The organism is Kribbella sp. NPDC048837 (genome assembly GCF_055586945.1).
In genome coordinates, this window is the sequence record NZ_JBVJHF010000001.1 from 1,405,010 (window position 1) to 1,426,328 (window position 21,319).

Here is a 21,319-nt window from a genome sequence, read left to right on the forward strand (position 1 = left end):
CCTACGCCCACCCGGCCGATCCCGGTAAGCGATATCCCATGCTGGACACCTTCCCGCTAGGGTGAGGTGATGCCTGGTCCGAACATCGTCTTCGTCCTGTCCGACGACCACGCCGCGCACGCGATCTCGGCGTACGGGAGCAAGGTCAACAGCACCCCACACCTGGACCGGCTGGCCCGGGACGGGGTGCGGATGGATGCGACGTACTGCACGAACTCGATCTGCTCGCCGTCGCGGGCGTCGATCCTCACCGGCACCTACAGCCACGTCAACGGGGTGGCGTCGATCTACACCGAGATCGACTACCGGGTGCCGACGTTCACGGAGGTACTGAAAGGCGTCGGCTACCAGACCGCGCTGTTCGGCAAGTGGCACCTGGGTGAGCGGCCGGAGTCGGCGCCGCGGCACTTCGACTCCTGGCGGGTCTTCCCCGGTCAAGGGGACTATGTCGATCCGCTGATGATCGGACCGGACGGCGCCGGGACCGTGTCCGGCTACGCGACGGACATCGTCACCGATCAGAGCATCGACTGGATCCGGCAGCGCGATCCGGACCGGCCGTTCCTGCTGCTCGTTCACCACAAGGCGCCGCACCGGCCATGGGTGCCGGACGAGAAGCACAAGCACCTCTACCCGGTCGGATCGATCCCGGAGCCGGCCACACTGCTCGACGACTACTCCACCCGGAGCCAGGCGGTCCGGGCCGTGCGGATGTCGGTGGCGGACGACCTCGGTGCGGACGAGCTCGGCGAGCAGCTGCCGGCCGAGCTGCGCGGCCCGGAGAACCGGGATGCGCGGATGCGGTGGAACTACCAGCGCTACCTACGGGACTACCTGCAGTGCGTGCAGTCGATCGACGACAACGTCGGCCGGTTGCTCGACGCATTGGATGACGAGGGGCTCCGCGACGACACGGTCGTCGTGTACACCTCCGACCAGGGGTTCTTCCTCGGCGACCACGGGTGGTACGACAAGCGGCTGATGTTCGACGAGTCCCTGCAGATGCCGATGATGATCCGCTGGCCGTCGGAGATCCCGCCCGGCAGCAGCTGCGACGCGATGGTGACCAACGTGGACTTCGCCGCGACGTTCCTCGACCTGGCCGGGCTGGACCCCGCGGTCGCTCTGCCGACGTCACAGGGCCGGAGCTTCCTGCCGTTGCTGCGCGGAGCGGACGTCCCGGACTGGCCGTCCGCGATCTACTACCGGTACTGGGAGCACGACGACCCCAGTCACCACGCTCCGGCGCACTACGGCGTACGCACGAAGGAGTTCAAGCTCATCCACTACTACGGCGCGGGCCTCGGCGTGCCGGGGTCGTCGGAGCGGATCTTCGATGCGGAGTGGGAGCTGTACGACCTGCGCTCCGATCCGGCGGAGCTGGTCAACGTTGCGGACGATCCGGCGTACGCCGAGACCCGTGCGGCGTTGACCGACCAGCTTGCCGAGCTGCAGCGGCACTACGCGGACACGCCGTACGCCGGCCCGTCGACGCCGCATCCGGTGTGGCCGTGGAGCTAACGCGGTAGGACTTGGTCCAGTTGGCTGCGGGAGGTGATTCCGAGTTTCGGGAAGACCTTGCGGAGGTGGTACTGGACTGTGCGGGCGCTGATGAAGAGGCGGGTGGCGATCTCGGGGTTGGACAGGCCGTCGCGGGCCATCCGGGCGATCTGCGCTTCCTGGGCGGTGAGCTCGCTCTGGGCCGGGACGACGCGCTTGCGGGCGGTGCCGCCGGCGGCCTGCAGTTCGCGGCGGGCGCGGTCGGCGAAACCGGCCATGCCCATCGACTCGAAGCTGGAGTACGCCGTCCGGAGGTACTCGCGGGCGTCCGTACGGCGTCGCTCCCGACGGAGCCACTCACCGTAGAGCAGGTGGGCACGGGCGAGGTCGACCTTGAGCCGGGTCTTCTCCAGGTGCGCGATCGCCTCCCGGTAGAGGCGCTCGGCGGTCTCACCGGCACTGAGCAGCGCCTGGCAGCGGGCGTGCACCCCGAGAGCCCAGTCCGTGCCGGTCGCCGTGGCCATCTCGCGGAGCGCCTGGCCGGCGCGGTGCGCGGTGTCGATCGCCCCGGTCCGCACCGCGGCCTCGACCAGCTCACTCGGCACCAGCATCATCGACAGCGCGTCCCGCGGATCCGCACCCGCACGTGCGGCCGCGTCGGCCGCGTCCTGGTAGCGGCCGAGCCCGTTGTCGAGTAAGGCGCTCGCCCACTCGGCGAACGCGATCCCGATCCCCTCACCGCGCCGGGTCCCGTCCTGCTTGGTCGCCTCGACCAGTGCGAGAGTCTCGGCCCGATCACCACTGAAGGCCGCCAGCACCAGCCGGCCGTACGGCGCCAGCTTGCCGCCGGTCACCTCGTTGGCTGCCTGAACCTCATCGGTCAACGTCGCCGCTGCGGCCAGGTCACCCGCGAACACGGAGACATAGGCGAGCGATGTCAGTGCAAGCGCGACATTGCTCAGCACTCCGGTCTCGCGGGCGAGCTGAAGGTGCCGCCGGGACAGCTGCTCCCAGCGATCCGCGTCCCAGAGTCGCAGCGACGTCGTCGTCGCCATCCACAGCAGCTGCAGCTCCTCCTCGACGGACACGCCGGTGCCGAACTCGGCCAGCGCCTTGTGCAACAGCGGTGCGCCCGCCGCGTACCCGTCCCGGTAGTACAGCGCGCTCCCGTCCAGTAGCAGATCCGACGAGCGCTCTACCGCAGGTCGCGGTGCAGCGGCGGCCTCACGCGCCACGGCGACCACGTCACCGCCCGGCGTGGCCAGACTGCTGGCGAAGATCGCGGCCGACAAGGCCTCCAGGTACGTCGCCCGCGACAACCCCACGTCGACGGACTCGAGTCGCTTGGCCGCCTTGAGCATCAGCTGCGGCGCGTCGTTGCCCCGGTTGGTGACGAACGCGAGCTGGGCGCGGACGAGCTCGACGCGGGCACGCTGCAACTCCGTGAGCTGCCCCGACTCGGCCATGACGAGCAGCTCGGCCGCCGAGTCGAAGGCACCGGCCTGCATCTCGGCCTGGGCCGCCGCGAGCGCTCGAGCCGCACGCTTCGCCGGGTCGACGGTCAGAGCGGCCGAGCGTTGGAAGAACGCAGCCGTCGCGGCGTACCCACTGCGGGCGCGCGCTCTCCCGGCCGACTGCTCGAGTTCCTCGGCGACCTCCTCGTCCGGCCCCGCCGCGGCCTGGGCCCGGTGCCATGCGCGCCGGTCCGGATCGACCTCAGCGTCGGTCACCTCGGCCAGCACCTGGTGCACCTGACGTCGTTCCGCGGCCGACGCCGAGCGGTACGCCGCCGACCGCACCAGCGGATGCCGGAACCGGATCCGGGGCGCGAACTCCGCCAGTCCCGCGTCGTCGGCCGGTGCGGCCGCGTCCGGATGGATCCCGAGCCGCTCGGCGGCACGGCGTACCAAGGCGTCATCGCCGGACGGGTCGGCCGCGGCGAGCACCAGGAGCCGGCGGGTCTCGTCCGGCATGGCGGCGACCCGGCGTACGAAGCTCTCCTCGATGGTGCCGAGACCGGGCAGTCCGAACCCGCCGGCCAGCTGCGCGGGACTCAAGCCGCGCGGTAGCTCCAGCAACGCGAGCGGATTGCCATGCGCCTCGGCCACCAACTGGTCCCGCACCTGCGCGTCGATCGGTCCGGTGAGTACGGCGTCCAGCAGCAGCCGGGCATCGGCGTCACGCAGACCGGTGACCGGGAGTTCGGGCACTCCCGCGAGGACGTCGCCGACGTTCCGGGTCGCGAAGATCAACCCGACCGACTCGGCCCCCAGCCGGCGCGCCACGAAGGCGAGGATCTGCGCCGAGCACCGATCGAGCCACTGCTGGTCGTCGACCAGACACACCAGCGGCTGCCGCTCCGCGGCCTCGGACAGCAGGCTCAGCACCGACAGGCCGATCAGGAACATGTCCGGCGGCGGTCCGGCGCTGATCCCGAACACTGTCCGCAGTGCCTCACACTGTGGCGCGGGCAGCCGCCCGAGGCGGTCCAGCGCCGGCGCACACAACTGGTGCAGGCCGGCGAACGCCAGTTCCATCTCGGACTGGACAGCGGACACCCGCGTCACCTGGATGCCCTCCGCCCGCGCGGCCAAGTGGTCCAGCAGTGCGGTCTTGCCGACCCCGGCCTCGCCGTGGAGCACCAGCGCCTGGCTCTCGCCCGACCGGACCGACCCGATCACCTGGTCGAGGACGTCGCACTCCAGATGGCGGCCAGTCAGTTCCGGCGCACGCCGCCAACCGAGCAGATCCGCAGGCCCATGCACGTGCTCACGCTAACGCTTGGCCAGTGGCTGGCGGAGGTGGCCAGCCACTGGCGGATGCGAACCCATCAGGCGCCGGCGCACGCTCATCTGGTGCTCGTCGGCCGCCCCGGACACCCGGTGCAGCCGTTCGGGTTCCGTAATCGCCCGAGCCTCGGAAGGACCGCTTCATGACCGGAACGCTCAAGGACAAGACCGTGCTCGTCGTCGGCCGCGGCGGCGGGATCGGGCGGGCGGTGACGCTGGCCGCGCGCGAGGCCGGGGCACAGGTCGTCACCGCGGACCGGAACCAGGAGAAGCTCGCCGAGACGTACGCCGACGAGCCGGGGATCACCACCGAGTCCGTCGACCTCACCGACGAGGCCTCGATCGCCGCGCTCGGTGAACGGCTCGGCAGCCTGGACCACATCGTCTCGACCGCGTCGGCCCGGGCCCGCGGCCGGATCGCCGACCTGGACCGGGACGCGGTCCGGCTGGCCTTCGACACCAAGGTGATCGGCCCGCTGATGCTGGCCAAGCACCTCGCGCCGCGGATCACCGAGGGCGGCTCGATCACGCTCTTCTCCGGCGTCGCCGCGGCCAAGATCGCGGTCGGCACCCTGGCGGTCGCGATCACCAACGGCGCGGCCGACGTACTGGCGCGGTCGCTCGCGCTGGAGCTCGCACCGATCCGGGTGAACGCCGTCTCGCCCGGGGTGATCGACACCGGCGCGTGGGACGCGTTCGGCGACGAAGGCAAGGCGGAGTACTTCCGCGAGATGAGCTCCCGCAATCCGGCGGCGAACCACTGAGTTGAGAGGAACCGAGTCATGGGTCTGTCCTGGCAGCAAGGGCCGCTCGCCACCGGCGGGATCGGCAAGTTCCTGGTTCCGGAGCCGTTGCCCGAGCGGCTGCTGTTCGCCGAGCCACTGCGCAGGCGGATGCGGGTCCGGTTCGGCGACACCTGGATCGCCGACAGTGAGGACGTCGTACTGCTGCACGAGCCCGCGCGGTATCCGGTGGCGTACTTCCCGCTGGGTGACGTCGTGGCCGACGTACTCGAGGCCGCGGAGCACACCACGCGCCACCGCGATCTCGGCGAGACCACGTGGTACACGGTGACCGCCGGTGAGAGCCGCAAGGCCCGCGCGGCCTGGCAGCACACCGCGCTGCCGGACCACGCCGGTGAGCTGAAGGGACGAGTCGCGTTCGCGTGGCGGGCGATGGACGCGTTCTACGAGGAGGACGAGCGGATCGTCGGCCATGCCGCCGACGCCTACCACCGGATCGACATCCGGCAGACCAGCCGTCATCTCGTCGTCCGCGACGGCGACCGGGTCGTTGCGGACTCCTCACGCCCGCTGGTGCTCTACGAATCGGGGTTCGCGCCCCGCTGGTACGTGCCGCGCGAGGACGTGGACGAGGACGCGCTGACTCCGGCCGAGGGCCAGACGTTCTGTCCGTACAAGGGACTGTGCAGCTACTGGGACATCGGCGACGCGCGCGGGGCGGCGTGGGGTTACGAGGACGCCTGGACCGAGGTACGCCGGATCTCCGGCATGGTCTCGTTCGAGCCGGACAAGATCGAGGTGGAACTCGACGGACGGCGGCTGCGGCAGGAACCTGGTCAGAGTGTGATCTCGCACGGCATCGACCGTGATCTGACCGTGGAGGAGCTGTCCGGATGACCAGTGCCACTTTGCTGTCCGTGAACGTCGGCCTGCCGAAGAACGTCTCGTGGAACGGCAAGACCGTCTTCACCGGCGTCTGGAAGGAGCAGGTCGACGGACCGGTGATGGCCCGGCGGCTGAACCTCGACGGGGACGGCCAGGGTGACACCGCGGGCCACGGGGGTGAGCAGCGGGCGGTGTTCGTGTACCAGATCGACTCGTACCGGCACTGGGAACAGCACTTCGGCCGGGACGACTTCGTCTACGGACAGTTCGGGGAGAACCTGACGGTGGACGGGTTGCCGGACGACGAGGTGTGCATCGGCGACCGGTACCGGATCGGTGAGGCCGAGTTCGAGGTGACGCAGCCGCGGGTCACCTGCTACCGGGTCGGTCTGCGGATGGGCGAGCCGGAGCTGCCGGCGCTGCTCGTCGCCCATCACCGGCCGGGGTTCTACTTCCGGGTGATCACCGAAGGACACGTCGAAGCCGGTGACGCGATCGTCAAGACGAGAACCGGTCCGGGCGCGTTGAGCGTCTCCGACATCGACGCACTGCTCTATCTCCCGCATCGTGATCTCGACGCGGTACGCCGGGCGCTGGAGATCCCGGCGCTGAGTCCGGGCTGGCAGGGGTCGTTCCGTGAACTCCTGGAGGCCGACGCGACCGGCGCGGGCACCTTCACGGCGGGAGGAACGACAGCCGCGGCACCACCTGCCTGGGACGGCTTCCGTCCGTTGCGGGTGACCGATGTGGTCTCCGAGACCCCGACCGTGTCGTCGATCCGCTTGGCAGCCGTCGACGGTATGGACCTGCCGGCGGCCCAGCCCGGTCAGTACCTGACGTTCCGGTTGCCGGACGCCGGTCAGCCGGTCCCGGTGCGCAGCTACTCGCTGTCCTCCTCCCCCGGGACCGGCAGCTACCGGATCAGCGTCAAGCACGAGCCGCACGGGATCGCCAGCGGCTACCTGACCAGCCGGCTGGCGGTGGGCGCCGTACTCGAGGTAGCCGCGCCGCGCGGTGAGTTCGTGCTCGAGGACGGCACCGAGCCGGTCGTGCTCGTGTCGGCCGGCATCGGGGTCACTCCGGTGATGGCGATGCTGCATTCGCTGGCGGCACAGCGCAGTACGCGCGACGTGTGGTGGATCCACACCGCTCGCGGACCGGCGGAACACGCGTTGGCCGCTGAGGCCCACGAAGTGCTGGGGACGCTGCCGCACGCGCATGAACACATCTACTACAGCTCTGGTAGGCGACTCACCAAGGACAAGCTGGTCGACCTGGAGCTCCCTGCGGATGCGTCGGCGTACATCTGCGGTCCGGTCGGCTTCATGACGGACATGCGCGAGGCGCTGACGGCGGTGGGCATCCAGCGGGTGCACACCGAGCTGTTCAGTGCGTTGCCGTCGACCAACCCGGGCATCGTCGACCACACCGTGCGTCCGCCTCACCAACCTGACACTCCGGGCAACGGACCGCTGGTGACCTTCGCGCGCAGCGGGATCTCGACGCGCTTCGGCGACGGCAGTCTGCTCGACCTGGCCGATGCGTGCGACGTCCCGACGCGCTTCAGCTGCCGGACCGGCGTCTGCCAGACGTGCGTGACGCCGTTGCTGTCCGGAGAGATCAGCTACTCCCCCAGCCCGCTCGAGCCGCCTCCGGGCGGTCAGATCCTCATCTGCTGTGCCCGCCCGACCACCGATCTAGTTCTGGACATGTGATGGATCTCAAGCTCGAAGTCATGACTCTGGCCGTCCGCGATGTCGACACCGCGCTGGCCTTCTACACCTCGCTCGGCTTCCACCTCGACGTCGACTATCACCCGCGCGACGGTTTCCGCGTCGTCCAGCTGACCCCGCCCGGGTCGGCCTGCTCGATCCAGTTCGGCGACGGGCTGACCGACGCGGCCCCGGGGTCGGCGCGGGCCAACTACCTGGTCGTCGAGGATCTCGCCGCCGTCCACGGCGAATTGGTTGCCCGCGGCATCAAGGTCGGCGACATCCGGCACAAGTCGCCGGTCGCCGAGTGGGCCGGTGAGTACGCCCCCGGACCCGATCCGGAGCGCCGCGCGTACGCGAGCCTGGCCGACTTCGCGGACCCGGACGGCAACACCTGGCCGGCAAGGACAGTTCTGGGAGATGCACGACCTGCTGCTGCTCAACCAGAACAACCTCGAACTCGACGACGTCCTGTCCTACGCCTCGACCTTGGGACTCGACCTGGAGCGCTTCCGGGCACGCCATCGAGCAGACGTTGGCTACGGCAACTTGATACCGAACCCCGGCTGCTCCGAGAGGGCGACGTACCCGTCGGCCAGGGTGTAGCCGTCGCCGTCGGTGCCCTCGGTGTGGCCGGGGATGCCTTCGACGATCGGGATGTTGCCGAGCCCGGCGGCCAGGTGAGCGGCGTACAAGGTCTTGAGCGGCAGGCCCCAGGCGTGCGGGGACGCTTCGGTGGACGCCTCGACGAGGCGTGGCATCGTCCGCCGCCAGGCAGTCAGGCCGTGGCCGGTGACGTCCATCAACGCCACGTCCAGCAGCCCTTCCTGAGCGAGCTTCACGATGTACTCCTCGTCGGGGTCGAACTCGCCGTCGGCGATCTTCGTCCCGCCCTTGCCGAGGCGCTCACGCAGGAACCGGAAGTCCTCCCAGCGCTCGGCGAACGGCTCCTCGATCCAGTAGAGCCCGCAGTCCTCGACCGCCTCGAGATAGGCCAGCAACGTGTTCACCGAGAAGCCGTCGTTCGCGTCCACCAGGACTTCGGCGTCCGGATACAGCTCGCGGGCCAGCCGGGTCACCTCGATGTCCCGCGCGAGCCCGGCCTGCGGATCCATCCACCGATAGCCCCGTCCGATCTTCAGCTTGAAGTCGCGGAACCCGAATTCGTTGTCCTGGTGGAGGTTCGCGCGGACCGCGTCGATCCCGCCCTCGAGGTCGTCGAAGTAGATGCCGCCGCTGTAGCACCGCACCTCGGGCGTGCCCGCGGACCCGAGCATCGCGTAGACCGGGACCTCCAGGATCCGCGCCGCCAGATCGTGCAGCGGATAGTCGAGGAACTCGGCCGCCGGATCGATCACGCCGCGCTCCGGATCGATCAACTCAGTCAGGTTCCGTCCGACCAGCGGCGCCGGATCCCCGTGCCGGAGGGGCAGCCCCCACCCATGGGCGCCGCGATCCGTCTCCACGACGTACACCGTCGTCGTCCCGCCGCTCCCGTGCTCGCCCCGGAACGAGTTGCGCCCCACCGGCCGGAGATACCGGTACCCGATCTCAGCCGTCGTGACAGAGGTGATCACATGCCGCGAGAGAGTCATCGCTCAACGATATCCGGCGGCGGTGGGTCGGACCTCCCGTCTAGAGTGGCGCGCGTGATGACGGCTTCGCATGTGGTGTGGGACTGGAACGGGACGTTGCTGGACGACAACCGGATCGTGCTCGCGGCAGTCAACGAGGTGTGCGCCGGGTTCGGCCGGGCGGATCTGACCTGGGCCGAGTGGCAGACGGCGTACGCGCGGCCGATGCGGCTGTCGTACGAACAGATCCTGGCCCGGGCACTCGACGACGAGGAGTGGGCGCGCGTCGACAAGCTCTACCACGAGCGGTACGACGCTCTCCTGCACAGCTGTGGTCTCGCGGCCGGAGTGCCGGACGTCCTGCGGCAGTGGACCGACAGCGGGCGTACTCAATCGCTGCTGTCGATGTGGTTCCACAGCCGGCTCACCCCGACCATCGAGCAGTTCGGCCTCACCCGGTACTTCACCCGTATCGACGGCCTGGCCGCCGAGGTCGGTGGCGGCTCCAAGGCGGACAGCCTGATCCAGCACCTGGAGGCCCAGAACCTCGACCCCGCCGAGGTCGTGCTGATCGGCGACGTCGTCGACGACGCCATGGCCGCCCGAGCCGCCGGCGCCGACTGCATCCTCGTCTCCACCGGCGCCATGAACCACGCCGCCCTCCAGTCCACCGGCGCCCCCGTCACCGACTCCATCACCGAGGCTCTCGACCTGCTCACCTGAGCCCGGCGGGGCAGGGCTGGACTTTCGGGGGGTTCGGCAGTTCCCTGGAGGGGTGGATTCCGTCGACCGGTGGCTGCACCGCCGACACGAGGAGTTCCTCGAAGGTGGGGGCCGGAACGTGCGGGGGCTGGTCGCGGCCTCGTGGGGGCGGTCGATCGCCGCCGGGCTCCAGTCCGACGCGGCGGCTCCGTTCGCGTTCGAGGCCGACGAACTGGCGGCGTACCGGGCCGAACATCCACTCTCCGCAGTCTTCCCGATGCTGTACGACGTCCTCGGCCGCGCCGCCGAGGACAGCGACTTCGTGATGGCCGTCGGCGACAGTGACGGCCGGTTGCTGTGGGTGTGCGGACGTCCCACCGTCCTGCGCGCCGCGGACGGCATCCACTTCGCCGAAGGCGCCTGGTGGGCGGAGCGACAGGTCGGCACCAACGCCCTCGGCACCTCGCTGGAGGTGGCCGGACCGGTGCAGATCCGGTCCGCGGAGCACTTCACCCTGCTCGTGCAGCCGTGGTCCTGTGCCGCCGCGCCCATCTACGACCCGGAGACCCAGCGGGTGCTCGGGGTCGTCGACATCACCGGCACCGCCGACGCCAGCTCACCCCAATCCCTCGTGATGGTGCGGGCCGCCGCCCGGATGGCCGAGGCCGAACTGGGCCGGCTGATGACCCTCCGCAAGGTCATGAGCGACTCGACCCGCCGCATGCGGATCTCCGCGCTGGGCCGGCCGGATGCCGCCGTACGCATCGACGGCCGGGACCTCCGGCTCAGCCGGCGGCACAGCGACATCGTCGTCCTCCTGGCCGAGCACCCCGAGGGCCTCAGCGCCGAAGAGCTTTCGGACGCGCTGTACGGCGCAGACGACCACCGATCCTCACTGCGCGGTGAGGTCACCCGCCTCCGCGCGCTGCTCGGTGCCGACATCCTCGAATCGCGTCCGTACCGCCTGCACCCGGACATCGCCGCGGACTGGCTCGAGACCGCCGACGACCTCGACTCACACCTGCTGTCGTCGGCCCTGCGCCGCTATGCGGGCCCGTTGCTGCCACAGTCCGACGCACCCGGCGTGGTCGCCTCCCGGAACCGCCTCGAGAACCGGATCCGGGCCGCCGTCCTGCAGACGTACGACGTCGACCTGGTCGCGGCCTGGACCCGCTCGTACGCCGGAGTCAACGACCTGGCCGCGTGGGAACGCCAACTGACCCTGCTCTCCCCGACGTCCCCGCTCTGGCCGGCGGCCCAGTCCGAAGTACGCCGGCTGCGCGCCGACTACGGACTGGACCCGGCCGGGACCGAGGGCTGAACTCAGAACACCCGGATCGCGATCTCCGCCGGCGCCGAGAGCAGACGGTCGATCTCGTCGTCGAGCTTGACCAGCGTGACCGAGGCACCGGCCATGTCGAGGGACGTGCAGTACTCCCCGACGTAGTTCCGCCGGATGTTGATCCCCCGATCGGTGAGCACCTTGTGCGCACGGCCGTACAGCAGGTAGAGCTCGCTGATCGGCGTACCGCCCAGCCCGTTGATCATCAGCGCGACGTCGTCACCGGACTCGTACGGCAGATCGGACCGGACCGCCTCCAGCATCTGGTCGATGATCTCGTTGGCCGAGGCAAGCTTCTCCCGGCTGCGGCCCGGCTCGCCGTGGATGCCGACGCCCATCTCCATCTCGTCCTCGCCGAGCTCGAACAGCGGAGATCCCTTGGCGGGCGGCGTACAGGCGGTCAGCGCCATGCCCATCGTCCGGGTGACCGAGTTGACCTTCTCCCCGATCCGCACCAGCTCGTCGAGGTCGGCCCCTTGCTCGCTCGCCGCGCCGACCGCCTTCATCACGAAGAAGTTCCCCGCCACACCGCGCCGGCCGACCGTGTACGTCGAGTCCTTCACCGACACGTCGTCGTCGATGATCAGCGTGCGGACGTTCAGCCCGTCGGCCTGGCTCATCTCCTGCGACATGTCGAACGCCATCCGGTCACCGGTGTAGTTGTTGACCAGCAGGAGCACGCCCTTCTCGGAGGCGAGCAGCTTGGTGGTCTCGTACACGTACTCCATCGGCGGCGCGGCGAAGACGTCACCCGGGCAGGCGGCGTCGAGCATGCCCTTGCCGACGGTCATCACGTGCGCGGGCTCGTGGCCGGACCCCGAGCCCTGGACGACGGAGACCTTGTCGTCGCGCGGCGCGTCGGTCCGCATGATCAGGTTGTACTCCGGCACGTACTTCAGCGTGTCCGGGTTGGCCAGCGCGATGCCCTGCAGCATCTCCGGCACGTAGTTCTTCGGGTCGTTGACGAACTTCTTCATCGGGACTCCCTTGTCTTCCAGACCACTGCGATCTGCTCGATGAGCACGGCGACGGCGGTGGCACCGGCGTCGACCGATCCACGGCTCCGCTCGCCGGTGTAGGCGGCGCGGCCGCGCTTCGCGACCAGGTCCACCGTCGCGTCGGCCGCCGACCGGGCCGCGGCAGCGGCGCGATCGACGACCTCGTCACTGCTTGCCCCGGAGGCGAGGGCTTCCTCGATGGCGTCCGTCATCGGGACCAGCGCGTCGAGCAGGGTCTTGTCCCCCAGCTCCGCGCCACCACGGGCCTGGATCCCGGCCACCGCCGAGCGCAGCATCGCCACCACGGTGGCTCCGTCCAGGGAGGTGGTCGCGCCGGCGGTCATTCCGGCGCGCATGAACCCGGTCCCCCAGATCGGTCCCGACGTACCCCCGATCCGGGACGTCACCAGCATCCCCACCTTCTTCAGGAACGTGCCGATGTCGGTCCGGTCGAGGTCGCCGTACTGGTCCCGGAGCTTCTCGAAACCGCGGGCCAGTGAGTAGCCGAAGTCGCCGTCGCCGACCACCGAGTCCAGGTCGCCGAAGTACTTCTCGTTGTCGAGGCAGGTGGTGATGATCGTGGTGAGGACGAGGTCGACCTCGCCCCAGCTGTCCGTCATGACTGACCTCCTTGCGTGGGTCGTGGTGCGGCCGCGGCCAGCCGGGAGAGGTCGGCCAGGGCGAGCTCGTCCACCGGGCCGATTCCGCAGGGGTCCGCGAGGACCTCGAGCCGCTCGCCGTCGGCGTCGCCCAGACTGGTGAGGACCAGGGCGGCCTCGGTGAAGTCCTCGTCACGGGTGTAGCCGCTGACGGTCACCACTGTCGCCAGCCCGGCACCGGTGGCGGCGAGGAGTCCGTTGCGCGAGTCCTCGACGACGAGCGTGCCGGCCGGATCCAGCGCGAGCTTCTCGAGCGTCAGTTCGTACACCGCCGGATCGGGCTTCTTCCGCGGTACGACGTCGCCCGCGAACACCGGGATCGTCGCCGCGACCTCCGCGCCGACCGCTCCGGCGAGCACCGCCCGCACCGACGGTTCCGCCGAGGTCGACGCGACGGCGACCGTCCAGCCCTCCCGCAATGCGTCGGTGATTACCCGCCGTACGCCGGGACGTGGCGGAATGACCCCGGCTGCGACCAGGTCGGTGAACGTCTTCGTCTTGGCCCGGTGCCAGGTCGCCACCACCTCGGCGCGCTCCTCGGGCGTCGCCGGTGAACCCGCGGCCCGCCACACGTCCGGATCGTCGAGCACGGTGGCCAGCCGTTCCTTGCCCCCGCCGATCCGGAGCAGGCGGCCGTAGTCCTCGACCGACCACCGGACCGGAAGCCCGAACTGTTCGAAGGTCGCGTTGAACGCCGGCAGGTGCCCGTCGCGCTCGGTGTCGCCCAGCACACCGTCGCAGTCGAAGATCAGGGCGGTCATGCCCGGCCGCCGCTGCCGAAGATCTCGATGTGCTCGGCGGCCATCGTCTTCACGGCCGCGTGGATGTGCCGGAACAACGTCGGCGGATCCCACTTGTCGGTCGCCCGCGCCTGTTCGAGGTGCTCGAGCGACGACGTCATGTAGGCGACCTTGAGCGCGGTGGAGATGTTGACCTTCGCGCAGCCCCGGCCGATCAGGTCCTGGAACTGTTCACGGGTCAGCCCCGAGCCGCCGTGCAACGCCATCGGGATGCCGGTCGCCGTCACCAGGTCGGTGATCCGCTGTGAGTCCAGTTCGGGTGTCGAGTGGTAGATGCCGTGGGCGTTCCCGATCGCCGGCGCGAAGACATCCACACCGGTCGTCTCGACGAAGCGCGTCGCGACCTCGAGCGACTGCCGCTCCGCCTCGGTGTCCGAGCCCACCCCGTCCTCGACACCGGTGATGCCTTCGATCTCGCCCTCGACGTGAGCGCCGTACGTCCTGGCCTCGGCGACCACCTCGACGGTCTGGCGCTGGTTCTCCTCGACCGGCAGCGCGGAGGCGTCGAACAGCACCGAGTTCCAGCCCGCCTCGAGGCACGAGCTGATCACCGCGCGGTCGGGACAGTGGTCGAGGTGCAGGCTGACCGGCACCGGGACCGGGGCGACGGTCGCGTCGAACATCGCCTTGAGGACGTCGCGGCCGACCGACTTGACCGTCTTGACGGACGTCTGGACGATCAGCGGTGACCGCAGTTCCACGGCCGCGTCGACGACCGCCCGCAGGCTGAGCTCGTCGACCACGTTGATCGCGGGAACGGCGTACCCCTTGGCCAGCGCCTCGTCGACAAGCTCCTTCAACGGTGCGACAGGCATGATCTCCCCTCTCCGCGGCCACGTCACCGCTCCCCCCACCCTGCGCCCCGGAACGCTGCACGAATGCTGCATCACCTCCGCACGATCGTGGTGGGGGCATCATGGAGCTATGGACGACGGTGAGCAGGAGGGCTCGGGCGGCCGGATGGCCGAGACGTTCGCGCAGTTGGCGATGGACATGCACGAGGCCGACGGCGTGGAGGAGACCGTGGAGTCGGTCGTCCAGTTCGCCCTGCAGGCGTTGAACTGCACCTTCGCCGGAGTCGCCCTGCGTACCCGCGGCGGGCCGCCGGAGATCCCGGCCGTGACGGACCCCGTGGTCGCCGAGATCTACGAGTTCCAGCTCAGTGGCCAGGAGGGACCGCTGATCGCGACGATGCGTGACCGGGCCACGGTGCTGGTCCGCGACACCACGACCGACGGTCGCTGGCCGGGCTGGGCGGCGAAGGTCAGCGCCCTCGGAGTACGCAGCGTGCTCGACGTGCCGCTGGCGCTCGGCGAGTCGTCACCGACTGTCGGCGTACTCGGTCTGTACAGCCCCAAGCCGGACGCGTTCGACGCCGACGACGAGGCGATCGCCCACATCCTGGCCCGGCACGCCACGGTCGCGCTCGCGACCGCCCGGCACGAGCGGACGATGGCGGCCGCGGTCGACGCCCGCAAACTCGTCGGCCAGGCGATGGGCATCCTGATGGAGCGGTACGGCGTCGACGCCGACCGGGCCTTCAACATCCTGAAGCGGTACTCCCAGGACACCAACACCAAGCTCCGCGACGTCGCGCAGGAACTGATTGACACCCGCAAGCTCCCTGGCTGAAGGTCTCCTGATGGGGGAGATTCGGTTTCGGGTCCTCGGGCCGGTGCTGGTCGAGCGCGACGGCGTGCCGATCGCCCTGCCGGTCAAGCAGCGCGCGCTGCTCGCCGTACTGCTGCTCCGGGCCGGTGAACTGGTCAGCGTGCGCGAGCTCGGCGCCGGCATCTGGGCCCACGATCCCCCGGTCCATCTGCGGGCGGCCGTCCAGACCCTGGTGTCCCGGCTGCGGACCGCCCTCGGCGCCGACGGCCGGCGGCTGCGCAGCGTGCCGGGCGGCTATTCGATTGATCCGGGCGTTGCACCTCGGCGGTCGGCAGGCCGATGCGCTGACCGCGTTCCGCACTGTCGATCGGCTACTGGCGGACGAACTGGGGATCCGGCCGGGTGTCGAGCTGCGTGAGGTGCACCAGGCGATCCTGCTCGACGGTGGTGAGGTCGAGGAGGAGTGGATCGTTCACGACCAGCTGCCGCTGGAGTCCGAGTTCGCCGGGCGGTCCTCGGTTCTCGACGAGCTGGAGACGCGACTGTCCGGCCGGCGTGATCGGATGCCGTTCGTCGTGCTGTCCGGCGTACCTGGTGGCGGGACGACCGCGCTGGCGTTGCGGCTGGCACGGCGGGCGGAGGCGTCGTACCCGGACGGACGCTGGTTCGTGCGGTTGGGCGAAGCCACCCGGCCGCGCGATCCGGGTGAAGTGCTGGCGGAGATGCTGGTGGCGACGGGGCTGCGGGAGGCTCAGCTGCCGGCCGGTACGGATGCGCGGGCCGCGCTGCTGCGATCGCGGCTCTCGCGGCGCCAGGTCCTGGTGGTGCTCGATGACGCGGCCAGTGCGGAGCAGGTCCGCCCGCTGCTGCCCGGGACTCCATGCAATGCGGTGATCGTGACGAGCCGTCGCCAGCTCACCGGCTTGTCGGCACTCAACGGCGCCGAGGGCGTTGTAGTCGACGTACTCGGTACTGACGACGCGACGGAGCTGCTCCAGCGGCTGACGGCCCTCGATGGGGAACAGTGTGATCGGTTGGCGCGGCTGTGTGGCCGGTTGCCGCTGGCGCTGCGGATTGCGGCGGCCAACCTCGTCGTCCAGGCTGACTTCCTTGACCGGCTCGAACAGGGTGATCGCCTGAAGGGACTAGCGGTACCGGGCGATCCCGAGGCGATGGTGCTACATGCCTTCGAACGCTCGTACGACTGACTGGACGCGACGGCGGCGCGGGTGTTCGGGCTGGCCGGACACGTGCCGGGCGACTTCAGCGCGGAGGTTGTGGGGGATGCCGCTGGGCTGTCGGCGGACCAGGCGCGGTCGGCGGTGGGCCGGCTGGCCGAGGCGAGTCTGGTTCAGGAGCCGCATCCGGATCGGTATCTCCTGCATGACCTCCTCCGGTTGTACGCGGTCCGGACGTCAGAGGATGTGGAGGGTGGGCGGCTGGCGCTGTTTACGGCGTACTTCGATCGTCTGGACGCGGCGATCGGGGTGATCGCGCCGACCGCGACGCTGCTCCCCCGGTCTGCGGCGAGCGCTTGGTCGCCTGATCGCGCTGCTGCCGAGGCGTGGATCGATGCCGAATACCCAACGCTGGTGGCGATCGCGGCCGAGCACGGGTCGGCGGAGCTCGCGTGGTTGATCGCCGACCGGCTGACGCCGTACTTCCACAATCGCGACCATCTCGGTCACTGGCGTACCGCGGCGGAGGCCGGACTGGCCGCCGCTGAGTCGGCTGAGGAGCAGCGCGCGATCGGCGCCATGCAACGGTCTCTGGGCTCGCTCCCACCTCCGCCGAGGCGAGCTCACCACTGCCCTAACCTCAGCCCGAGCCGCCGTAGCTCGCACCGCACCCCTGGAACGCCCTATCCTCCGCGGCCGAGCCCTAGTCACCCTGGCCCTCACCTACCAAGCCAGTGGCCTCCCCGCCGAAGCCAAAGCAGCAGCGCAGGAAGCAGTAACCCTCCAATCCCACGCCAACGCCCAGCACTACCTCACCGAAGCCCAACAAACCCTGGCCCTACTCAACAAGCCGTCGCAGGCCGCACTTTCGAGCCCCACTCGGTCGGCTCGGGCGCCATCGTGAGGACCAGCTCGCCGCCCGCGATCACCTCGTCGTGCGTGATCCAGGCACGATCGATCGGCCGCCCGTTCAGTCTCGCGCCCTGCACGTAGATCCCGTCGCCCTCCCGCGCGATCGCGAAGGCGGTGCCACGCGAGGTCCGGAACGTCGTCCGGTCGAAGATGGGGCTGCCCAGGATGTACACCTTGTCCACCGGCGACACCGGGTAGAGGCCGGCCGCGGCGAACACGTACCAGGCCGACATCTGACCGCAGTCCTCGTTGCCGCCCAGCCCGGCGGGTCCCGTGCCGTACCCGTGGTCGCAGACATAGCGGGACCACTTCTGCGTCAGCCACGGCGCACCGGCGTACGTGAACATGAAGGCCATCTGGTGCACAGGCTCGTTGGAGTGGTTGTAGAAGTCGTTCCACCTCATCAGGTCGGCCGGCGGCGTGTTCTCGAACATCGCGTTCAGCCGCTCGACGAACGGCGCGTCACCACCGGCCAGCTCGATCAGCCCGGCCACGTCGTGCGGCACGAACCAGCCCTGCTGCTCCGGGTTGCTCTCGGTGCACCCTTCGTCCGGACCCATCCACGAACCGTCGGCGTTGCGGCCGCGGAACCAGCCGATCTCGTGGTTGAACAGGTTGCGGTAGTTCTGCGCGCTCGCGGTCAGTCGGCGTACGTCGTCATCGTGGCCGAGCACCTCGGCGAACCTGGCCAGTGCGTGGTCGCTGTACGAGTTCTCCAGAGTCGTCGAGAGGCTGATATCGACGCAGTACCCGAGCCTCAGCCAGTTCTCCAGGTCGTTGCGGTTCGACCGGTCGGCCGGCCCCAGCGCGACGTCACGGCAGAACCGGTACGCCGTCCCGACGTCGAATCCCCCGATCCCTTTCACGACCGCCTCGGCGATGATGTTGATCGCCGGATCACCGACCATCGTGTCGGTGTCGACGCCGAGCAGCTCCCAGCGGGCCAGGCCCTTCACCCGGCCCGAGGCGGTCAGGTCGAGCAGGGTGTTGATCTGATCGGCGACCACCTTCTCGTCGATGATCGTCAGCAACGGCATCTGCGCGCGGAAGACATCCCAGCCGCTGAAGACCGTCCTGCGCTCGTACGGCGCGTCGTCATCGGCGTCACCGGCCCGGCGCGGCTCGACCATCGTGTGGTACATCGCGGTCCGGAAGATCTGCCGCTGCTCAGCCGTCCCGCCTTCGATCTCGACCTTGTCCAGGACGCCGGCCCAGGCCGCGCTCGCGTCGGCGGCGACCTGGTCGAAGTCCCAGCCCGGTAGGTCGTGTGCGAGGTTGCGGCGCGCGCCGTCGACGCTGGTGTAGGAGATGCCCGCCTTCAGCTGGACCGGGCCGGTGACCTCGAACTCGAGCGCGAAGCCGGCGTCGGGGCCGGACGTCGTACGGGCTGGATCGTGCCGGATGTCGTCGCCTTCCCAGGTCGTGAAGGTCGCGATCGGCTGCTCGAGCTGGAGGGAGAAGAAGACCGTGTACTCCGGTCCGTTGCCGCAGATCCAGCCACCGCCAGTGCGGTCGCACCGCATCCAGCCCTCGACCGTGTGCTCGTCGACCAGAGTGACCGACTGCTCGACCGAATGCGATCCGTCGAAGCCGACCCGGCGGGCCAGGTCGACCTTGATCCGCGCGGAGCCCGGTTCGGCGTACGTGAACCTGATCAGGCCGGCCCGGGTGGTGGCGGTCAACTCCGTGCGTACGTCGTACCGCTCGAGGTCGACGGAGTAGTAGCCGGCCTTGACGACCTGGTTGCGGTACCGGCTGTTCGCCGCGACCCGGCCGGTGACGAGCGGCCCGGTCTGCGGCATCACCTGGAGGTTGCCCAGGTCGCCGTAACACCCGATCCCACCGAGGTGCGTGAAGCTGAACCCCTCGATGGTGTCCATGTCCGCGGAATACCCACTGCCGTGGTCACCCCCGCTGATCGTGTCCGGACTGAGCTGCACCAACCCGAACGGCAGCACCGGCCCCGGAAACGTCTTGCCACACGCGGTATCCGGACTGGTGGTCAGCGCACCGATCAAGGGATCGACGTCGTCGACGGCTCGGCCCATCAAGGTCTACCTCCGTCAGTTCCGAGATTCTTTTCGCCGTGAAGTATATCCGGCCCGCGCAGTCTCGGGCGGTCCGACGGCCGTGACCAGCGGCGCCACCAACGAGGACATCACCCTCGCTGGGACGGCTTCTGGTACCCCGACCACGACGGCGTGAACTTCACCATCCAGGAAAGTTCATCGACCACCTGTAGGGCGGCGGGGTAGGCAGAGGTGCGCGGCCAGCAGGCCGGCTGCTCCGATCAGGGGCCAGAGAACCCAGGGGCCGATCGCGTACGCGGCGCCGCCGATGAGCGGGCCGGCGCCCGTACCGATCGTGTACGCCGCGCCGTACAGCCCCTGGTAGCGGCCGGCCATCCGCGGAGGGGTGAGACTTCCGAGGTAGGCCATGGCGACGGAGCTGGACATCATCTCGCCGAGCGTCCAGATCAGCACCGTCGCCGACAACAACACCATGCCGTTCATGAATCCGGTCAGCGCGAGGCCGGCACCGATGAGTAGGTTGCCGATAGCAAGTACGTACTCCGGACGGTAGCGCGAGACCACGCCAGTGGTCGGCAACTCCAGCACCAGCACCACCAGACCGTTGAGCCCGATGAGGAAACCGAAGTCGCGCGCGCTCAGCCCCACATCGCTGACGTGCAAGGGCAGGCCGACGGTGGACTGGATGTACACGAACTCGCCGACCACGGTCATCACCAGGAATCGCACCAGGGCGCGGTCGGCGAGCGCCTGCCGGTACCCCACCGCGCGGTCCGCCTGCCCGTCCGCATCGTCGTGGTCGGACCGCACCCGGGGCGCGTCCCGCAGCAACACCGCCACGACCACGCCGAACAGCAGGCACGCGGCGGCGTTGCCCAGGAACAGCTCCACGTAGGAGGTGCTGGCCAGCACACCACCGATGACACCGCCCAGGGCAGCGCCGATGTTCATCGCGAACCGGAACACCGCGAACGCGGCCAGCCGCTCCTGGTTGGTCGCCACGGAGTCGAGCAGCACCGCGGCCGCCGCCGGCCGGTAGATCTGCGACGTCACGCCGATCAGTCCGACCACGGCGACGATGACCGGGAGCGATCCGACGAACGGCACGATCGCCGTCAGCCCGGCGGTGGGTACGGAGGACAGCACGATCGTCCACCGCCGGCCGATCTTGTCGGCGAGATAGCCACCGACGGCGTTGCCGAGCACGTTCCCCAGACCGGACACACCCAGCACGAACCCCGCGGCCCCCGCGGAATACCCGCGCTCAGTCAGGTACAGAACGATGAACACAGGCAGGAAGTTTCCCACCCGGTTGACCAGAATGCCGAGGCTGACAACCCACACCCGGCCGGGCAGGCTCCGCAGAGCGTCACGAAATCGCGGCACGTGGACGAACCTGCACCTCTGAGGTACGCCCGGACATCGGAAGTCTTCCCTATCCCTCCTCAGCAGGAGGTCCTAGGGAACTCCGGCGCCGGCCTGGTCTCTCGTCGCCTTGCCAGTCTGCGTTGAAGCCGTTGAGGTGGGGGTGGTACATCTCGTTGCCGGTGTGCTGGGTGAACTCGACCTTCATCCAGAGTTCGTCCAGGTCGAGCATCTCGACGCAGAGGTCGATCAGGCTCTGGGCGAGTCGGGCTCGGGTCTCGTCGGGGCGGCCCTGGCGGATGTCGCACATGATGAGGGCCGACGGCGTGGGCGGTCCGGATTCGTGGCACCGCCAGACGCCGCCTTCGCCGAGGTCGTGCACGGACACCGTGAGCAGGTCCATGGCCACCTGCATCGTTGCTCCGTAGATGGCGCCGACGCGGTGGGCCAGGGTCTGTTTGGTGGCTGGGTCGATGGTGATCGGCAGGTCGATCTGGATGGACGGCACGGGCTCTCCGC

General features: G+C 69.6%; 18 protein-coding genes and 1 pseudogene. 10 read left to right on the forward strand and 9 right to left on the reverse strand.

Going from position 1 to position 21,319, the window contains the following annotated elements; translation table 11 throughout:
• Positions 1–69: 69 nt before the first annotated feature.
• On the forward strand, positions 70–1,521 hold the full coding sequence (locus ACZ6O0_RS06480) for a sulfatase family protein (protein WP_465763787.1): 1,452 nt from the start codon (positions 70–72) through the stop codon (positions 1,519–1,521).
• Here ACZ6O0_RS06480 and ACZ6O0_RS06485 read toward each other — a convergent pair.
• A complete protein-coding gene (locus ACZ6O0_RS06485) occupies positions 1,518–4,265 on the reverse strand; it encodes a helix-turn-helix transcriptional regulator (RefSeq protein ID WP_465763788.1) in 2,748 nt (915 codons plus the stop codon). The two genes, ACZ6O0_RS06480 and ACZ6O0_RS06485, sit on opposite strands and share 4 nt — an antisense overlap.
• A 167-nt stretch (positions 4,266–4,432) precedes the next feature.
• On the opposite strand from ACZ6O0_RS06485, the gene ACZ6O0_RS06490 reads away from it, so the two are divergent.
• The 4 genes and pseudogenes from ACZ6O0_RS06490 to ACZ6O0_RS06505 all read left to right on the forward strand — a co-directional run.
• Complete coding sequence (locus ACZ6O0_RS06490; protein WP_465763789.1) at positions 4,433–5,053, forward strand: SDR family oxidoreductase; 621 nt, start codon at positions 4,433–4,435, stop codon at positions 5,051–5,053.
• A gap of 18 nt (positions 5,054–5,071) precedes the next feature.
• Entirely contained in the window at positions 5,072–5,929 is an 858-nt protein-coding gene (locus ACZ6O0_RS06495) for a DUF427 domain-containing protein (RefSeq protein WP_465763790.1), read from the forward strand.
• A complete protein-coding gene (locus ACZ6O0_RS06500) occupies positions 5,926–7,632 on the forward strand; it encodes an MOSC domain-containing protein (RefSeq protein WP_465763791.1) in 1,707 nt (568 codons plus the stop codon). The genes ACZ6O0_RS06495 and ACZ6O0_RS06500 overlap by 4 nt, the downstream gene beginning before the upstream one ends.
• A gap of 20 nt (positions 7,633–7,652) precedes the next feature.
• Positions 7,653–7,967, forward strand: a pseudogene (locus ACZ6O0_RS06505) (VOC family protein); the annotation flags it as partial.
• A gap of 201 nt (positions 7,968–8,168) precedes the next feature.
• Here ACZ6O0_RS06505 and ACZ6O0_RS06510 read toward each other — a convergent pair.
• Complete coding sequence (locus tag ACZ6O0_RS06510; protein WP_465763792.1) at positions 8,169–9,224, reverse strand: mandelate racemase/muconate lactonizing enzyme family protein; 1,056 nt, start codon at positions 9,222–9,224, stop codon at positions 8,169–8,171.
• Positions 9,225–9,281: 57 nt separating this feature from the next.
• Here ACZ6O0_RS06510 and ACZ6O0_RS06515 point away from each other — a divergent pair, with 57 nt between their 5' ends.
• Together ACZ6O0_RS06515 and ACZ6O0_RS06520 are read left to right on the forward strand one after the other, a co-directional pair.
• Positions 9,282–9,926, forward strand: a complete 645-nt coding sequence (locus tag ACZ6O0_RS06515; protein WP_465764069.1) for an HAD family hydrolase — start codon at positions 9,282–9,284, stop codon at positions 9,924–9,926.
• Between the two features lie 52 nt (positions 9,927–9,978).
• Positions 9,979–11,226, forward strand: a complete 1,248-nt coding sequence (locus ACZ6O0_RS06520) for an AfsR/SARP family transcriptional regulator (RefSeq protein WP_465763793.1) — start codon at positions 9,979–9,981, stop codon at positions 11,224–11,226.
• A 2-nt stretch (positions 11,227–11,228) separates the two neighbouring features.
• On the opposite strand, the gene dhaK is transcribed toward ACZ6O0_RS06520, so the two are convergent.
• The 4 genes from dhaK to ACZ6O0_RS06540 are packed head-to-tail and all read right to left on the reverse strand — an operon-like array spanning position 11,229 to position 14,519.
• Positions 11,229–12,224: a dihydroxyacetone kinase subunit DhaK gene (gene dhaK, locus ACZ6O0_RS06525; protein ID WP_465763794.1), complete on the reverse strand. Its 996-nt coding sequence runs from the start codon at positions 12,222–12,224 to the stop codon at positions 11,229–11,231.
• Positions 12,221–12,865 carry a dihydroxyacetone kinase subunit DhaL gene (gene dhaL / locus ACZ6O0_RS06530; protein WP_465763795.1) on the reverse strand — a complete coding sequence of 215 codons (645 nt, stop codon included), beginning with the start codon at positions 12,863–12,865 and terminating at the stop codon, positions 12,221–12,223. The genes dhaK and dhaL overlap by 4 nt, the downstream gene beginning before the upstream one ends.
• Entirely contained in the window at positions 12,862–13,665 is an 804-nt protein-coding gene (locus ACZ6O0_RS06535; protein ID WP_465763796.1) for an HAD-IA family hydrolase, read from the reverse strand. The genes dhaL and ACZ6O0_RS06535 overlap by 4 nt, the downstream gene beginning before the upstream one ends.
• Positions 13,662–14,519, reverse strand: coding sequence for a class II fructose-bisphosphate aldolase (locus tag ACZ6O0_RS06540; RefSeq protein WP_465763797.1), 858 nt, complete (start codon positions 14,517–14,519; stop codon positions 13,662–13,664). Before ACZ6O0_RS06540 ends, ACZ6O0_RS06535 begins: the two co-directional genes overlap by 4 nt.
• 109 nt (positions 14,520–14,628) lie before the next feature.
• Here ACZ6O0_RS06540 and ACZ6O0_RS06545 point away from each other — a divergent pair, with 109 nt between their 5' ends.
• Genes ACZ6O0_RS06545 through ACZ6O0_RS06555 form a run of 3 tightly spaced genes read left to right on the forward strand, consistent with a single transcriptional unit; the run spans position 14,629 to position 16,523 of the window.
• Positions 14,629–15,336, forward strand: a complete 708-nt coding sequence (locus ACZ6O0_RS06545; protein WP_465763798.1) for a GAF and ANTAR domain-containing protein — start codon at positions 14,629–14,631, stop codon at positions 15,334–15,336.
• A 10-nt stretch (positions 15,337–15,346) separates the two neighbouring features.
• Positions 15,347–15,733 (forward strand): AfsR/SARP family transcriptional regulator, encoded by a 387-nt coding sequence (locus ACZ6O0_RS06550; protein WP_465763799.1) that lies wholly within the window; start codon positions 15,347–15,349, stop codon positions 15,731–15,733.
• Positions 15,630–16,523: a BTAD domain-containing putative transcriptional regulator gene (locus tag ACZ6O0_RS06555; RefSeq protein ID WP_465763800.1), complete on the forward strand. Its 894-nt coding sequence runs from the start codon at positions 15,630–15,632 to the stop codon at positions 16,521–16,523. The genes ACZ6O0_RS06550 and ACZ6O0_RS06555 overlap by 104 nt, the downstream gene beginning before the upstream one ends.
• A gap of 812 nt (positions 16,524–17,335) precedes the next feature.
• Here ACZ6O0_RS06555 and ACZ6O0_RS06560 read toward each other — a convergent pair.
• From ACZ6O0_RS06560 to ACZ6O0_RS06570, 3 genes are all read right to left on the reverse strand, one after another.
• Complete coding sequence (locus ACZ6O0_RS06560) at positions 17,336–19,453, reverse strand: GH92 family glycosyl hydrolase (protein ID WP_465763801.1); 2,118 nt, start codon at positions 19,451–19,453, stop codon at positions 17,336–17,338.
• Positions 19,454–19,630: 177 nt separating this feature from the next.
• Positions 19,631–20,821: an MDR family MFS transporter gene (locus ACZ6O0_RS06565; RefSeq protein WP_465763802.1), complete on the reverse strand. Its 1,191-nt coding sequence runs from the start codon at positions 20,819–20,821 to the stop codon at positions 19,631–19,633.
• A 49-nt stretch (positions 20,822–20,870) separates the two neighbouring features.
• Positions 20,871–21,308 carry a hypothetical protein gene (locus ACZ6O0_RS06570; protein WP_465763803.1) on the reverse strand — a complete coding sequence of 146 codons (438 nt, stop codon included), beginning with the start codon at positions 21,306–21,308 and terminating at the stop codon, positions 20,871–20,873.
• Between the last annotated feature and the right edge of the window lie 11 nt (positions 21,309–21,319).

What these genes read in the sequence shown, in the direction of transcription:
- ACZ6O0_RS06480 (WP_465763787.1), top strand. Translation starts at nt 70, where the DNA reads ATGCCTGGTCCGAACATCGTCTTCGTCCTGTCCGACGACCACGCCGCG.
- ACZ6O0_RS06490 (WP_465763789.1), top strand. Translation starts at nt 4,433, where the DNA reads ATGACCGGAACGCTCAAGGACAAGACCGTGCTCGTCGTCGGCCGCGGC.
- ACZ6O0_RS06495 (WP_465763790.1), top strand. Translation starts at nt 5,072, where the DNA reads ATGGGTCTGTCCTGGCAGCAAGGGCCGCTCGCCACCGGCGGGATCGGC.
- ACZ6O0_RS06500 (WP_465763791.1), top strand. Translation starts at nt 5,926, where the DNA reads ATGACCAGTGCCACTTTGCTGTCCGTGAACGTCGGCCTGCCGAAGAAC.
- ACZ6O0_RS06510 (WP_465763792.1), bottom strand. Translation starts at nt 9,224, where the DNA reads ATGACTCTCTCGCGGCATGTGATCACCTCTGTCACGACGGCTGAGATC.
- ACZ6O0_RS06515 (WP_465764069.1), top strand. Translation starts at nt 9,282, where the DNA reads ATGACGGCTTCGCATGTGGTGTGGGACTGGAACGGGACGTTGCTGGAC.
- dhaK (WP_465763794.1), bottom strand. Translation starts at nt 12,224, where the DNA reads ATGAAGAAGTTCGTCAACGACCCGAAGAACTACGTGCCGGAGATGCTG.
- dhaL (WP_465763795.1), bottom strand. Translation starts at nt 12,865, where the DNA reads ATGACGGACAGCTGGGGCGAGGTCGACCTCGTCCTCACCACGATCATC.
- ACZ6O0_RS06535 (WP_465763796.1), bottom strand. Translation starts at nt 13,665, where the DNA reads ATGACCGCCCTGATCTTCGACTGCGACGGTGTGCTGGGCGACACCGAG.
- ACZ6O0_RS06540 (WP_465763797.1), bottom strand. Translation starts at nt 14,519, where the DNA reads ATGCCTGTCGCACCGTTGAAGGAGCTTGTCGACGAGGCGCTGGCCAAG.
- ACZ6O0_RS06545 (WP_465763798.1), top strand. Translation starts at nt 14,629, where the DNA reads ATGGACGACGGTGAGCAGGAGGGCTCGGGCGGCCGGATGGCCGAGACG.
- ACZ6O0_RS06550 (WP_465763799.1), top strand. Translation starts at nt 15,347, where the DNA reads ATGGGGGAGATTCGGTTTCGGGTCCTCGGGCCGGTGCTGGTCGAGCGC.
- ACZ6O0_RS06560 (WP_465763801.1), bottom strand. Translation starts at nt 19,453, where the DNA reads ATGGGCCGAGCCGTCGACGACGTCGATCCCTTGATCGGTGCGCTGACC.